Origin of the sequence: Vagococcus intermedius (assembly GCF_029144185.1) — a bacterium.
Classification (GTDB): domain Bacteria; phylum Bacillota; class Bacilli; order Lactobacillales; family Vagococcaceae; genus Vagococcus_D; species Vagococcus_D intermedius.
Genome location: NZ_CP110232.1, coordinates 1,322,545 through 1,336,878, shown reverse-complemented (window position 1 = coordinate 1,336,878; position 14,334 = coordinate 1,322,545). Strand labels below are relative to the sequence as shown.

General features: G+C 32.9%; 12 protein-coding genes and 1 pseudogene. 10 read left to right on the top strand and 3 right to left on the bottom strand.

What is annotated here, in order from left to right; translation table 11 throughout:
* Positions 1 to 21 precede the first annotated feature (21 nt).
* From OL234_RS06175 to OL234_RS06150, 6 genes and pseudogenes are all read left to right on the top strand, one after another.
* Complete coding sequence (locus tag OL234_RS06175) at positions 22 to 714, top strand: phosphoribosylanthranilate isomerase (protein WP_275468374.1); 693 nt, start codon at positions 22 to 24, stop codon at positions 712 to 714.
* A 3-nt stretch (positions 715 to 717) separates the two neighbouring features.
* Complete coding sequence (locus tag OL234_RS06170; protein ID WP_275468373.1) at positions 718 to 1,359, top strand: YczE/YyaS/YitT family protein; 642 nt, start codon at positions 718 to 720, stop codon at positions 1,357 to 1,359.
* 12 nt (positions 1,360 to 1,371) lie between these two features.
* On the top strand, positions 1,372 to 2,520 hold the full coding sequence (locus OL234_RS06165) for an iron-containing alcohol dehydrogenase (RefSeq protein WP_275468372.1): 1,149 nt from the start codon (positions 1,372 to 1,374) through the stop codon (positions 2,518 to 2,520).
* 15 nt (positions 2,521 to 2,535) lie between these two features.
* Positions 2,536 to 3,727 (top strand): annotated as a pseudogene (locus tag OL234_RS06160) (NupC/NupG family nucleoside CNT transporter).
* A 458-nt stretch (positions 3,728 to 4,185) separates the two neighbouring features.
* Entirely contained in the window at positions 4,186 to 5,949 is a 1,764-nt protein-coding gene (locus OL234_RS06155; RefSeq protein ID WP_275468371.1) for an LTA synthase family protein, read from the top strand.
* Positions 5,950 to 6,320: 371 nt separating this feature from the next.
* A complete protein-coding gene (locus OL234_RS06150; protein WP_275468370.1) occupies positions 6,321 to 6,785 on the top strand; it encodes a hypothetical protein in 465 nt (154 codons plus the stop codon).
* Positions 6,786 to 6,967: 182 nt separating this feature from the next.
* Here OL234_RS06150 and OL234_RS06145 read toward each other — a convergent pair whose 3' ends face one another.
* Positions 6,968 to 7,237 carry a hypothetical protein gene (locus OL234_RS06145; protein ID WP_275468369.1) on the bottom strand — a complete coding sequence of 90 codons (270 nt, stop codon included), beginning with the start codon at positions 7,235 to 7,237 and terminating at the stop codon, positions 6,968 to 6,970.
* A 759-nt stretch (positions 7,238 to 7,996) separates the two neighbouring features.
* Here OL234_RS06145 and OL234_RS06140 point away from each other — a divergent pair.
* A complete protein-coding gene (locus OL234_RS06140; protein ID WP_275468368.1) occupies positions 7,997 to 9,472 on the top strand; it encodes a fibronectin type III domain-containing protein in 1,476 nt (491 codons plus the stop codon).
* A 123-nt stretch (positions 9,473 to 9,595) separates the two neighbouring features.
* Positions 9,596 to 10,561 (top strand): D-2-hydroxyacid dehydrogenase, encoded by a 966-nt coding sequence (locus tag OL234_RS06135; RefSeq protein WP_275468367.1) that lies wholly within the window; start codon positions 9,596 to 9,598, stop codon positions 10,559 to 10,561.
* 54 nt (positions 10,562 to 10,615) lie between these two features.
* On the opposite strand, the gene OL234_RS06130 is transcribed toward OL234_RS06135, so the two are convergent.
* Together OL234_RS06130 and OL234_RS06125 are read right to left on the bottom strand one after the other, a co-directional pair.
* On the bottom strand, positions 10,616 to 11,650 hold the full coding sequence (locus OL234_RS06130) for an acyltransferase family protein (RefSeq protein WP_275468366.1): 1,035 nt from the start codon (positions 11,648 to 11,650) through the stop codon (positions 10,616 to 10,618).
* Positions 11,651 to 11,790: 140 nt separating this feature from the next.
* Complete coding sequence (locus OL234_RS06125; protein ID WP_275468365.1) at positions 11,791 to 12,129, bottom strand: winged helix-turn-helix transcriptional regulator; 339 nt, start codon at positions 12,127 to 12,129, stop codon at positions 11,791 to 11,793.
* Positions 12,130 to 12,272: 143 nt separating this feature from the next.
* Between OL234_RS06125 and OL234_RS06120 the strand changes: the two genes are divergently transcribed.
* The gene (locus tag OL234_RS06120) at positions 12,273 to 13,388 is read left to right on the top strand and encodes an S-(hydroxymethyl)glutathione dehydrogenase/class III alcohol dehydrogenase (RefSeq protein WP_275468364.1); all 1,116 of its coding nucleotides are present in this window, start codon (positions 12,273 to 12,275) and stop codon (positions 13,386 to 13,388) included.
* Positions 13,389 to 13,393: 5 nt separating this feature from the next.
* Positions 13,394 to 14,239: an S-formylglutathione hydrolase gene (fghA, locus tag OL234_RS06115; protein ID WP_275468363.1), complete on the top strand. Its 846-nt coding sequence runs from the start codon at positions 13,394 to 13,396 to the stop codon at positions 14,237 to 14,239.
* Positions 14,240 to 14,334: the final 95 nt, after the last annotated feature.

The window sequence follows — 14,334 nt, the reverse complement described above, 5'->3', positions numbered from 1 at the left end:
ATAAAGGGAGATATGACTATTATGATTAAACAAATTTATTCTTTAATTACTTATGAGGAAAGTGTACAAACTATGGATGCTGGAGCGGATCATATTGGCTTGGTACCTATGCAAAATGGTGGCGTTCCAGCTCATCGAGTCGAACATGATTTAGTGGATAAAATTTTCGACGAGGCAAAACGACGCGGTGTAAAAACAGTTGCTATTATGCTGAATAAAGAAACGAAAGAAATGATTGATATTGCTAAAAGAGTTAAGCCAGATATTCTTCATATCGCGGGTATGGATTATACAGCGGATGCTGGATTTGCTAAAGAATTAAAAGAAGCGTGTCCAGGTATTGAATTAATGCAAGCAGTATTAGTTGATGGTCCAGGAGCTGTAGATAGAGCTAAAAAATATGCAGAATTTTCTGACTATTTATTAACCGACTCGGGATTAGCTGAGGATACAGGGATTGGCGCTAGTGGTGAAACACATGATTGGGCTATTGATGCTGAAATCGTAAGAAGTGTTGATATTCCTGTTATTATTGCTGGAGGCTTAGGCGCAGATAATGTTGAAGAATGTATTCGCCAAATTAAACCTTTTGGGGTGGATTCTTTAAGTAAAACAAGTATTAAGTATGATGGTGGACATATGGAAAAAGATATCGAAAAAGTTAAATTATTCTGCGACAGAGCTGATAAAGCAGCTAAAGAAGTTGGTTTATAATTTTTGAAACTATTTAATTTTGACAATATTACCCTTAAAAAATTAGGTGTGTCACTTATTGGTATTTTTCTGGTATGTATTGGTGTAGCTTTTAATAATAATACACTATTTGGTAACGACCCTGTTGGGATTGTCTATGATGGGCTTAGATCATTTCTAAGCCTTGAGCAATCTCAGTTAGGGACTGTTTCTAATTATATGAACATTGTGTTAATTATTATTTTATTTATTTTTGGTAAAAGATATTTGAATATTGGCACACTTTTATATTTGATTCCTTATGGTTTATTTATATCTATAGGAAGTCATATTTATCCACTATTATTCAATAACGACGTTACCTTTCACCGTTATTTAGGTGGTTTTATTGGAATTAGTTTGTATTATATTGGAATCAGTTTGTTTGTGGCAAGTGATATTGGGGTAGATCCTTTTAATGGTATCATGTTAACTATTAGAGATCGGGCCAGTTGGAGTATTAGGAAATCAAAAATTGTGATGGATATCGTGTTAATTTTAGTAGGTGTTTTATTAGGCGGTAAGTTTGGTGTAATCACCATATTAACAGCGCTTACAACAGGTCCTGCTATTCAGTTTTTGAGTCAGTATTTTGAAAAATATATTTATGGGAAAGTAACAGACTAGGAGGCGGAATTTTTGAATTTTAAACTAGAACAAAAAGTGAAAGTAACCGTAACAGATGATTTATCAAAAAGTATTTTACAAGTTTTGAAAGAGGCGTCATATAAGAAACCCTTAATTGTGATGGATTCATTTTTAAATAGTACACCCATCGTTAATAAATTAAAGGAAGATCTTACTAATGAAGGAATCGATTTTATTGTCTATGATAAAATCGTATCGGATCCGCCAACAAATTTGGTTGATGAAGGTGCAGTTATTTGTAATAAACAACAGTGTGATTCAATTATAGCAATAGGTGGTGGAAGCTCGATTGATGTAGCACGTGGTATTAATATTGTTAAACATAATGGTGGGAAAATTAAAGACTATGTCACATTTGAGGGTGAAATAAAAGAGTGTCCAGGATTGATTTCAGTTCCAACGACGTCTGGGACAGGTAGTGAACTGTCAAATGCTTTGATAGTTACAGATCTAAAAACAAATACAAAGCTTGCGGTTTTAGCTGATAATTCAGTAAGTGAATATGCCATTCTTAATCCAGAATTATTGATGTCATTACCTAAAAACATGACGATTGCAACAGGTTTAGATACATTTTCACATGCAGCTGAAGGATATACTTCTAACTTATCAAGTCCAGTGACAGATGCTATTTGTGAAAAAATAATGTTTTTAGTTGCTAAATACTTACCTCTAGCTGTGGAGGATGGCTCTAATCGTGAAGCGAGAGAACGTATGATGGTTGCTGCTGCTTTAGGTGGATGGATGTTGAATAACTGTGGGACTCATATTGGACATTCAACGGCTCACATTTTAGGATCTAAATATAAAATCCCTCATGGTATGGCGTGTGCTTATGCCTTGCCAGGAGCTTTAGAGCATGTTGCTCCCGTACTTCCTAAGAAAATTAAAGAGATTGGTTACATTTTAGGTGCTACATTCCCAGAGAATGCCTCTGTGGAAGAAATTGCGTCAATTACGTCAAATAGATACCGCGACTTTAGAGATAATATTTTAGGTATGGCTCCTTTTAGTGAGTTACAAATAGATAAAAATGAGTTGTTAACCAATGCAAAGGATATTGTAGAAGAACGTTTTGCAGGAAATACACCGAGAAAAGTAGATTTAGAGGCTGCAGTAGAATTATTGAAAAAACTATAAAAGGTGTGATAAAGAATGAGTATTATTAAAGGAATAATCGCTTTATTATTTATATTCGCTTTAGGTTATTTAATCAGTTCTGACAGAAAGAATATTAGATACAAGCAGATGGCTAGGATGGTGGGATTACAGTTAATTATTTCATATGTTTGTTTGCATACTTCAGGTGGGATTAAAGTACTGGCTGGTATTTCAGGATTCTTTAGCTGGCTTATGAATCAAGCTTCTGGAGGAACCAATTTTGTTTTTGGAGGCTTCGAGTTTGTTCCAGGAGGCTCAGTCTTTTTCTTCAATGTTTTAATGCCAATTGTTTTTATCTCTGCTTTAGTTGGTATTTTAAATTATATTAAAGTCCTACCCTTTGTGATTAAATGGGTAGGTAAAGGAATAAGTAAAATTACAGGAATGGGGGAATTGGAAAGTTACTTTTCAGTTTCCACAGCTGTTCTTGGCCAACCGGAAGTTTTTATTACTATAAAGGAACAAATTCCAAAATTAAGTGCTAAACAATTATACACAATTTGTGCATCAGCCATGTCTGCTGTAAGTGCTGCGATGTTAGCTTCTTATATGGAAATGGTCGAAGGGAAATTTGTAGTTGTTGCAGTATTTTTAAATATTTTTTCAGCTCTCATAATTTCATGTGTTGTTAACCCTTATGATCCCAAAGATGAGATAGTTATTGAGGCAGCTGCAAATGAAAATATAGAGAAGGAACCTTTCTTTCAAATGCTTGGTAGTTATATTTTAGACGGCTTTCATCTGGCTGTAACTGTTGCTGCCATGTTAATAGGATTTGTAGCATTAGTTACATTTTTAAATAATTCATTTGATTATTTATTTCATATTACTTTTACAGAGATTTTAGGATGGGCTTTTTCTCCGGTAGCTATATATAATAGGTGTACCTAGTCAAGATATGGTAAAAGTTGGTGGTATTATGGCCACTAAATTAATCACAAATGAATTTGTAGCAATGGGGAATTTAGGAGAAATCGTTAATTCACTTACACCTAAAGGTGCAGCAATAATTTCAACTTATTTAGTTAGTTTCGCTAATTTTGGTACAGTAGGGATTATTTCTGGATCAATATCAGCCATTGATAAAACACAGGGAAAAACAGTTGCTAAGTATTCAATGAAGCTGTTATTGGGAGCGACAATGGCATCATTATTAACAGCATCAATAGTAGGGTTATTCTTTTAATAAAATAAAAAATAACCAATCATTAACTTTGCAGAGTTGATTGGTTAAAATAAAAAATTAAGTTTGAACCCATCTAAGATGGCTTCGAAAAGAGTACTCTATTTATAAAATAACACTCTTTTATGTGTTAATTATATGTTAGATTAGACATTATATCAAATGGATTGAACTAAAGAGAGAGTGTGACTCATAAAAAGCCCCGTTATTCGAGGCTTTTTTGCTTTAAAATAACAAATTAGATATTAAAAATAAACTTAGGTAAATAATTGAGATATTGTACTTGTTATTTTTAATTAATGCAGAATAAATTGAATGTTTTTAATAGTTTCATATGTTAATTAAATAAAAGGTCCTTTTATTTAGAATGAAAGTTCTTTTTTTATAGTTATCAAATAAACTTTGTGTTATTGTATATATGTAATTATAATATTAACAAGAAGGATTGAAATATAGTATCTATGAATTCAAAACAAAAAAAAATCTTAAAACAGCTCTCAATATTTTTACTGTATATGATTATTACTTTAGCAATTAGTTATAAACTAACGTTATTGATTGAAACAAGCGTCTATAGCCCTGAAGAGTTAGTAGGGATAAACTCTTCTCTTGGAAAAAATTATTTATTCTATATTTTTCCTGGAATGGCTTTTATCTATCTCATCTTAGCGATTACAGGTCGTTTTATCTCATCGTTATTAATAGGTGGCTCGGCACTTTTCTTACTAGGGTATGTCAATAAGACCTACGTCACAGAAAGAAATGAGATTATCTCTTTTTCCCAAATAACAGAACTTAAAAATATTTCGCTTTTAATTCAATATCTAGATATTAAGTTATTAATTGGCTTTGTATTGGCCATTATCTTAGCCATTATTATCTTTAGAAAAGATTTTAAATTTAGTTATCATTATCGAGTAGTCTCGCTGATTATTGCCGTGGTATTTTTCCAAATGTTTAATTTAAAAGCCTACCCACTTGAAAGAGTAGGCTGGGTACACAATCCCTTAAAAAACATCAAAAGTACGGGTGTTATAGTCAATCTCCTTAATACTAATATGGAAGTACAAGAAAAAGTAGAGAATTATTCCAAAAAAAATACTAAAGAGATTGTTAGTAAGTATTCAGTTGATGCTTATAATCGTGACAAAGAACCACATGAAAAAGATAATACCGTGATTATTTTAAGTGAAAGCTTGATCGAAACGACACCTTTTGATAAAGAGGATAAATTATTACCAACTATCCATAGTTTAGCTGGGCTGAATGGTGGCAAGATGCGTTCAACTTCGATTGGTGGTGGGACCGCCAATATAGAATTTTCGGTTCGAACGGGTATCTCACTAGACTTGTTGGTTGACAATACGATAACGCCATATCATGATTTTTATGTCAAAAAAGGTCTTAAAAATATAACAGCAGATACCAATTACACAACCAAGAAAATTATTCATCCGTATACGTTAAACCTTTATAATAGAAAAACTGTTTATGAAAATTATCAACAAACTCTGAATGAGGATTTTGTTAAGATAGAACCATTGAGGTCAAATCAACCCGATTATATGCTCCGCATATCTGATGAAAAATTTTATAATGAAATCATTTCAGAGTTGCAAGAAACAAAAGAGCCTCAAAGTATCGTCTCTTTAAGTATGCAAAATCACAGTCCTTACTCGTATAAAGATAGTATGAATTTAACTATTGACCCGATCAAAGTTGATGTTGACGAGGGGATACAAAAACAGTTTAATCTATACCAACAATTAATTAGTGATACAGATGTTGCTACAAAGAAATTTATAGACAAGGTATCCGAGATGGATACTAAGGTCAATACTAATATTCTTTTCTTTGGCGATCATGGACCGTCGTTCTCTGATAAAATATTAACTGGTGATCAAAGTTACGAAACACCTTATTTTATTTTTTCGAATGGTAAAAAAGTGAATGATAGCGTACTAAATACGTCCCCCGATTTTTTATTCACTAAATTATTAGTTAGCTTGAATAAAAAAATCACACCTTATCAATTGTTACAAAAAAAATTGATGGAAGCTAATATTAGTTCAATCAATAGTCATTCCGTTTTTAAAGAGGGGATTTCGACCCCAATTGATAATTTGAGTAAAAAAGAACAAGAATTAGTCAATGATTATATTGTGATTAATTATGACATGGTAACAGGGGAGCAATATTCAAAAGGCATGTTCAAGTTAGAATAAAGAGCTTAAAGCGGAAAGTATATCTTCTTGTAATGAGAGGTTATTATTTTCTGCTTTTTTTATAGCCAATTTAGAGTTAATAAATTTAAAATAAGGATCCGACATTGTTTTTTTTGAAATATTTTAAGCAAATAATTTCTAATATATATTTATTGGTTATTTTCTTTTATTTCAACTAAGTGTAATCTATGTATCTTTTTAAAATACTAATAACTCATTATTAATTTAGGTTGTATGAGAATTTGATTCGACAAAAATAATCATCATTTAAAATAAATGGAAAATATGTTTACAAAAAAGAGGAGTCATGTGATAGTTTAGTTGCAACAAGAAACAAAAAAAATTTTCACTAAGAGAGGATGATTTTAAGTATGAAGACGGCAGTATTAGGTTTAGTATGTGGCATGATTATCTCGACTGTAGCGATGACAGGAATGAGTGCAAGTGCAAGTGAACAAGTTGAGGCACTTTCTTCTGAGAATGGTATTAGTCTACTAACTGATAGTACATTAAAAGCAACACCTTTTGACGTAGGATATTTTGCAAATAAGTACATTAATTCAACTGAGCGGAGTATTGATCCAAATCCTAGAACAAAATTAGAATCATCTAAGGCTTTAGATGTTACAATTAATAGCAATCGTTCTGGCGAACCTGTTTTATTAAGAGCGTATTCACCAGGCACGCCTCAATTAACAGGTCCCTGGGTAAGATTAACGATAGGTTCAACTCGTCTACCTAATAATATTCCAAGAGGTCAAAAAGTAACGATTCAAGCTAGGACTGTAAGTAATGCTAATAGTACATATATTGATGGTTCATGGTACCATAATTAATTAGAAAAAATTAATTAGAAAATCAATAAAAAGAGGATTGCTAACAAGAAATAGGGCGCGAAAATCATAGTAGTTGCGTAGTAGTCATTAGGTTATTGATTATTATTTATACAAAAGGATAGATTTATAACTAAAAAAAAACAGGAGGACTTTATAAGTCTTTCTGTTTTTTTAGTTATTTATTAGAATAACTCTATCCCATCGGTAGAGACCAGGTAGACTATTAGTTCTAGTTTTTGTAAAGCAACGCGTGATTTTTCTAGACGTTGACGATGTACTTGGTTATCTGGGAATGCTAAAGCAATGAGACAGCCTTCTTGCTCTGTCATTGTCTCCATCGCTTTTAAGATAGCCGCTGCAACATGACTTTTAACTTGATTAGTTGAGAAAGAACTACCAGCACGATTGCTTTCACTTTTAGAAGAAGTCGCTCCTTTGGCTTCAATAATCAATTTTTTATCTAATTGTTCGGCTTGTTCGGCGATAATATCATAGCCCGTTTGTCTAGTTGTGGCATAGTGATTAATTTGATAATTATTTTTTTTTAAGTGAGCTATTAATAAAGCAATGATGTGGTTTTCATTTAAAAAATTGACATCTTGAATCGCGTAAGCTTCTTGTAATATAGTATCTATTATCTCGTCCTCCTATATATAACTAGTTTATTTATTATCATATCACGGCAGCCTTATTTTTGGCTAGATAAACATTAGACAGAGCCGCTCCTGCTAAAGTATTTATTAGGGACCAACCACACATGCTGAAATAATGATGGTAGAGTAAGTGCGCGGTTGTTTAAATTGGTACCAGCTTGATGCCTTTGTTTTCTAAATGGCTAGTTGAAAGTTAGTAAGTGTTATATTGATAGTATTTGAGAGTTTAAAGAACGATAGAGAATTAGTTTATCTGAGCGTAATTTGGCAAAGTTTAAGGAATTAATGATGTCTTTGTTAGCTTATTTGTTCTTTTATATGTAGTATTGAAAATTTTTATGAGTATAGTGAATAAAAAGGTAATTGATAAAAAATGAAAATCAGCAATTATTCTCTAAGTGAATTAGTTTACTAGGGATATTGGTTCTAATAAAAAATAAAAGTCTTACTCATATTTTTTATTAGGCTTGTTTTTTTTTGATAAAAAATAATTGGTTTTTTCGTATATAATCATTTTTAGAACTAAACTAAGAGTTGATTGAAAAAGGAGAGTATTTAATGAAATTATCTAAATTATTAATAGCAACGACACTATTGTCTGGTTGTTTAGTCACACAAATCACAGCTGAAGCAACTGAAGTAACAGAGAACACGCCTAAAATAGGCTCACGTGCAATAATTGGAAGTGATGACCGTCAACTAGTAACCAATACGAATCAGACACCGTATCAAAGTGTCGTCTTTATTGAAGATGGACAAGGTTATATCGCCAGCGGTTTTTATATTGGTGACGGTTTAGTTTTAACAAATGGGCATGTTGCTAACAAAGCATATGATGCTAATCAACCAGAAAAAATGAAGATATATCCTGGTCGTGGAGTAAATGGTAGTTCAAAAAATAATCCTTTTGGTTCATTTAAAGTAAAAGCCATTCATATTCCGAGTACCTATCTAGATAATAGTTACCGAGTAGAAAATGATTATGCCGTTTTAGAATTAGATAATAACGCGCTAGGGCAAAGTATTGATACAATGGTTGTTCCTTCAAAAATGAACTATCAAGGAGGACAAACTGGTCAACAAGTACTATTAGCTGGCTATCCTGGAGATAAAGGTGAAACAATGTGGAAAAGTTCAGGCCAAATTGTCACAACAAAACAAAAAGTTTTGACATACTCTAATGATACAGTTGGTGGTTCGTCAGGCTCTCCTATTTTAAATACAAAAAATGAAGTAATCGGAATGCATGCAGCTGGTGAGGATGCTTATTCTAACACTGGGTTATTTTTCCATCCCGAAATGATAGACTATATTGATCAATACCGTTCTGAAAAAGAAACTGATAAGCAAGCACCTACTAGCTTAACTTTAACTAACATTAAAGAAGATAGTATGACCTTAAGTTTTACTGAACCTAAAGAGCAACAAGATATTCAAGGCTATGTTATTTATCGAGATAATCAAAAAATTCAAACAATTAAAAATACAACATTTTCTGATAAATTATTAAAAGCAGAAACAACGTATTCTTATCAAGTTTCAACACTTTATAAAGATGGAACAGAATCTGAAAAAAGCTTAGAAGTGAGTGGAAAGACATTAGCAACTAAGGATAAAGAAGCACCAACAACACCGAAGGGCCTTAAAAGTTCTAACGTGACAACAACAAGTGTAACTTTATCATGGGAAGCGTCTAAAGATAATAAAAAGGTTCAATTTTATAATGTTTATCGCAATGGTGTTAAAATAGCTTCTCCGAAAACATTAACGCTAACGGAAACAACATTAGCAAGTGATACGTCATATGATTATCAAATTTCAGCAGTAGATGATTCAGGTAATGAATCTACTTTATCAGCTAAACATACTGTTAAGACCTTAAAAGAAGAAATCAGTAATGGTCAGGATACTTGGCAAAAAGAAAAAACTTACAATGCTAAAGATACTGTTGTCTACCAAGGAACGACCTACGAAGCTCAATGGTGGACAAAAGGAAATGTGCCAAGTGCTGGCGGTCCTTGGGAAAAATTATAAAAAAAAGGATAGTTAATAACTATCCTTTTTTTATTACGTTATAGTCATCAGCAAACAAAACGTGCTAAAATCTAGGTTAGATAAGGTATACTTAGCTATTAGTAACTGAAAGGGGATAGTAAAATGAAACTGGTTATTTTAGATGGATATGGTTTAAATCCTGGGGATCTTAGCTGGGATGAGTTACAGAAATATGGGGAAGTAATTGTCTATGATCGAACAGACATTACACAACCTGAGTTAATCTGTGAACGTATAGGAGATGCTGAGTTAGTTTTCACAAATAAAGTTCCTATTACAAAAGATATTATCGTAGCGTGTCCTAATTTAAAGTATATTGGAGTATTAGCGACTGGTTACAATGTCGTAGATATTGAGAAAGCTAAAGAACAGAATGTGATCGTGACTAATATTCCAAGTTATGGAACAGATGCAGTCGCTCAGTTTACCATCGCTTTATTATTAGAAATAACAAGTCAAGTTGGTTGTCATAACCAATCAGTAGCAAATGGAGAGTGGGAAATAAGTCAAGATTTTACTTATTGGAAAATGCCATTAATGGAGTTGGCTGGTAAAACAATAGGTTTGATCGGTTATGGACGAATTGCACAAGCTACTGCTGTGATTGCTAAAGCTTTTCAGATGAAAGTCATTTACTATAACCATCGTCCGAAAAAAGCACTAGACCCTTCATTTAGACAAGTCTCCTTAAATCAGTTATATCAGCAATCCGATATTATTAGTTTACATGTTCCTCAATTTCCAGAAACAACCAAGATGATTAATGATGAGGCTATCGCTCAAATGAAAGATGGCGTGATCTTGATTAATACATCTCGTGGAGGACTATTGGATGAGAAAGCAGTAGCTAACGCTTTAAATGAAGATAAGATGGGTGCAATGGGAGCAGATGTCGTATCCCAAGAACCTATCTTAAGTAATAATCCTTTATTAAAAGCAAAAAATTGTTACTTAACCCCTCATATTGCTTGGGCACCAGTCGAAACACGTAGACGTTTACTCACTATCGCTATCGAAAATGTGGAGTCATTTTTAAATGGGCAGCCACAAAACAATGTTACAGGCTAAAAAAATAACCTAACCGTCTTTTTTATTCGGTTAGGTTATTTTTTTGTCCTACTATTATGGTTTAGTCAGATCATAATTTTGTTTGATATAAGTGACTACTTTTTTTAAAAGTATGGCTTCAATAAGTGTTAAAGTAAATAAAAAGCAAGTTTTAGCAAGATTATGTGGGTCTACAGGGGCGACTGACTCGAATAATGTTTGATTTTTTTCAAATAATAAATAGATTTCAAAAGATAAGCCACCAAACAGTGTCAATGATTTGCTAACTAGCATGATTAAATGACTTGATTTTGCTTTGGACATCAAGTTTAATAACCAACTTAGTAGTAAGGTTCCAGTCATGACGACACTAATAGAAATAAAGGTAGGAATCAATTGGTATTTATTATCAACTTGGATATAAGGTATCAATAAGGAGCATGATGAGATAAATAATAGTAGTGTGATGCCAATACTAGCGTGTTTATTTATTTTTAGTCCAAAGAAAGGCGTTCTATTTAAAATATAAGGTCCTAAGTAACATCCTATTAAAAAAATAGGGAACCTAGCAAAGGCTAAATTAGTATGACTAGCAAATTCAGGTGTCACAAAATAAAATTTAGTTAATTGGAACAGCCACCACAGGCTAAAAATAATGCCAAACTTAACGAGCCGTTTGATTTCTGAAGAACTTTCTAAAAATTTATGAATGAGAGGGTAGAGTAAATAAAGGATAATAATCGTTAGACTAAACCAAGAATTTAAGGTCAATTTTTCAGAATGAAATAGCCCGATAACATTTTTTAGATACATGATAAAGCCAGATCCATTAGGGACCAGCTGGTAATAAATTAAATTGACTATCCCTAAAGGAATAATAATCGTACTTATTCGTTTTTGAAAAAAATGTTTTAAATTACTATCTTTAGAAAAAGAAAAGTATAAACTCATACCTGATAACAATAAAAAAACATCTACTCCTAGAGAACCAAATTGTTTAATAATATGAAATCCCTTAATCGTAAACATGACTTGTGAGTGAAAAAAAACAATAAATAAAGCCGAAAAGCCATATAATTGACTGCGATACTTAGATAAATTAATTAGCATAAAATACTCCTTAAATATAAGTTTATTATTCTATTATAACTTATCTAAGTTAACACATTTTTTACATGATGGATATTTAATTATTACTTAATCTTTTATGAAATAAAAGTAAACTTTATGTCCTTATACTCGAGAGTCATTTATTTTTCTAAAAAAGCATGAAATTCATCGCCCCATTGACAAATTGAGTTGACTACAGGTTCTAAACTTAAGCCTATCTCAGTAAGCTGATACTCTACTTTAGGTGGCACAACAGGGTAAACGGTTCGTTTAATAATATAATCTTCCTCTAGTTCTCTTAGTTGCCTAATTAAGGTGCGCTGATTGATATCAGGAAACAGTTTTTGGAATTGATTTAATCGCAGAGGACTATTATGTAGGAGTGCCCAAACTAGGGCAATCTTCCAACGCCCCCCAATAATTGATAGTGCTAAGTCTTTATTTGTATAAAACTCTTTTTCTTTATAAATTACCAACATTAAAACCTCCTATTAAGTTAACATATTCTCAACTTATTCTTAAAAAACTATAGTGACAAAAATATCAGTATTACATTTTTATGTATTATACACTACAATAAGGGTGTTGAAAATAATTAACACAAAAGAAAGAGGGAATCATAATGAAAAGTAAAGCAGCCGTGGCCTTTGGGCCAAATGAGCCACTGAAAATCGTTGAAATAGATGTTGAAGAACCAAAGACTAACGAAGTATTGGTCAAAATGTTATATACTTCAGTTTGTCATACAGATGCCTTTACCTTATCTGGAGAAGACCCAGAAGGAATTTTCCCAGCCGTTTTAGGACATGAAGGTGGCGGGGTTGTTGTCTCAGTAGGAGAGGGCGTAACATCTGTTCAGCCTGGAGATCATGTGATTCCTCTATATACTGCCGAATGTGGGAAATGTAAATTCTGTTTATCGGGTAAAACTAACTTGTGTAGCGCTGTTCGCGAAACTCAAGGAAAGGGATTGATGCCTGATGGAACAACGCGTTTTTCTTATCAGGGAGAGCCAATTTATCATTATATGGGAACAAGTACTTTTAGCGAATACACAGTCGTCAATGAAATAAGTTTAGTAAAAATTGATAAAAAAGCCCCACTCGATAAAGTTTGTTTATTTGGTTGCGGTGTGACAACAGGATTAGGAGCTGTTAAAAACACTGCTAAAGTAGAAGAAAATGCTGTTGCTGCAGTCTTTGGTTTAGGTGCAATTGGGTTAGCTGTTATTCAAGGGCTAGAAAAAGCGAAAGCAAAACGAATTATTGCCATTGACGTCGACCCATCGAAACGCGAACTTGCTGAAAAAATGGGAGCAACAGACTTTATTAACCCCAAAGAACAGTCACAACCTATTCAAGAAGTAATTGTTGAGATGACAGACGGTGGCGTCGATTATAGTTTTGAATGCATTGGTAATGTAGATGTTATGCGTTCTGCATTAGAAGCTTGTCATAAAGGCTGGGGTGAAAGTATTATTATTGGCGTAGCTGGAGCAGGGAAAGAAATTAACACTCGTCCATTCCAACTAGTAACAGGTCGTGTTTGGCGCGGGTCTGCTTTTGGTGGAGTGAAAGGTCGCACTGAGCTACCTGGTATGGTTGATGCCTACATGGCTGGCGATATTGATCTAGAATCATTTATTACTCACCAACTTGATTTTACAGATATCAATAAAGCATTTGATTTATTACATAAAGGTGAATCAATTCGGACTATTCTAACATATGGAGCGTGATTAATATGATAGCAGAAGTAATCGAACGTCATTACTCTTTTGAAGGAGAGATGCTAAAATATCGTCATCAGTCAGAAGTTTTAGCTTGTGAGATGACATTTAGTTTATACTTGCCAACTTTAGTGACGAAGAAGGACTATTCATTAATTTGGTGGTTGTCAGGGTTAACCTGCACAGATGATAACTTCACACAAAAAAGTGGCTTTCAAAAGTATGCTGCAGCCCATGAAGTTGCTGTGATTATACCTGATACCTCTCCTAGAGGGATAGAAATACCTGATAGCCCAGATTGGGATTTGGGACAAGGTGCTAGTTTTTATGTCAATGCTACAGAGGAACCTTGGCAAAAAAATTATCAAATGTATAGTTATTTAACCGAAGAATTACCAAAGATAGTCTCCGATCTAATTCCTAATTTATCTGGCAACGAAAGCATTATGGGTCATTCAATGGGTGGACATGGTGCGTTGATGGTAGGACTTAAAAATCCAACTCGTTTTTCAGCTATCTCAGCTTTCGCTCCAATACTGTCACCTTCACAAGTGCCTTGGGGTCAAAAAGCGTTTACTCATTATTTGGGAAAAGATAAAAGCTCTTGGGAACAGTGGGATGCAACCAATTTAATTACAAAACCTTTTCAACATAAATTACCTATTTTAATCACACAAGGATCAGAAGATAATTTTTATGAGAATCAGTTACAAGAATATTCTTTTTTAGCTACAGCTAAGGAAAATAAGCAAAATATTAATTACCAAAAAGTTGTCGGTTACGATCACAGTTACTTTACCATTGCTAGTTTTATGGAAGAGCATTTTAAATTCCATGTTACTAACATGGAAAATCAATAAATTTATATCATATAAAAAAGAAAAAATTCCTGGAGAAACGTCACCCAGGAATTTTTTTATTTTTTAAGTATTGTAAAAAATCAGATTTACTATAA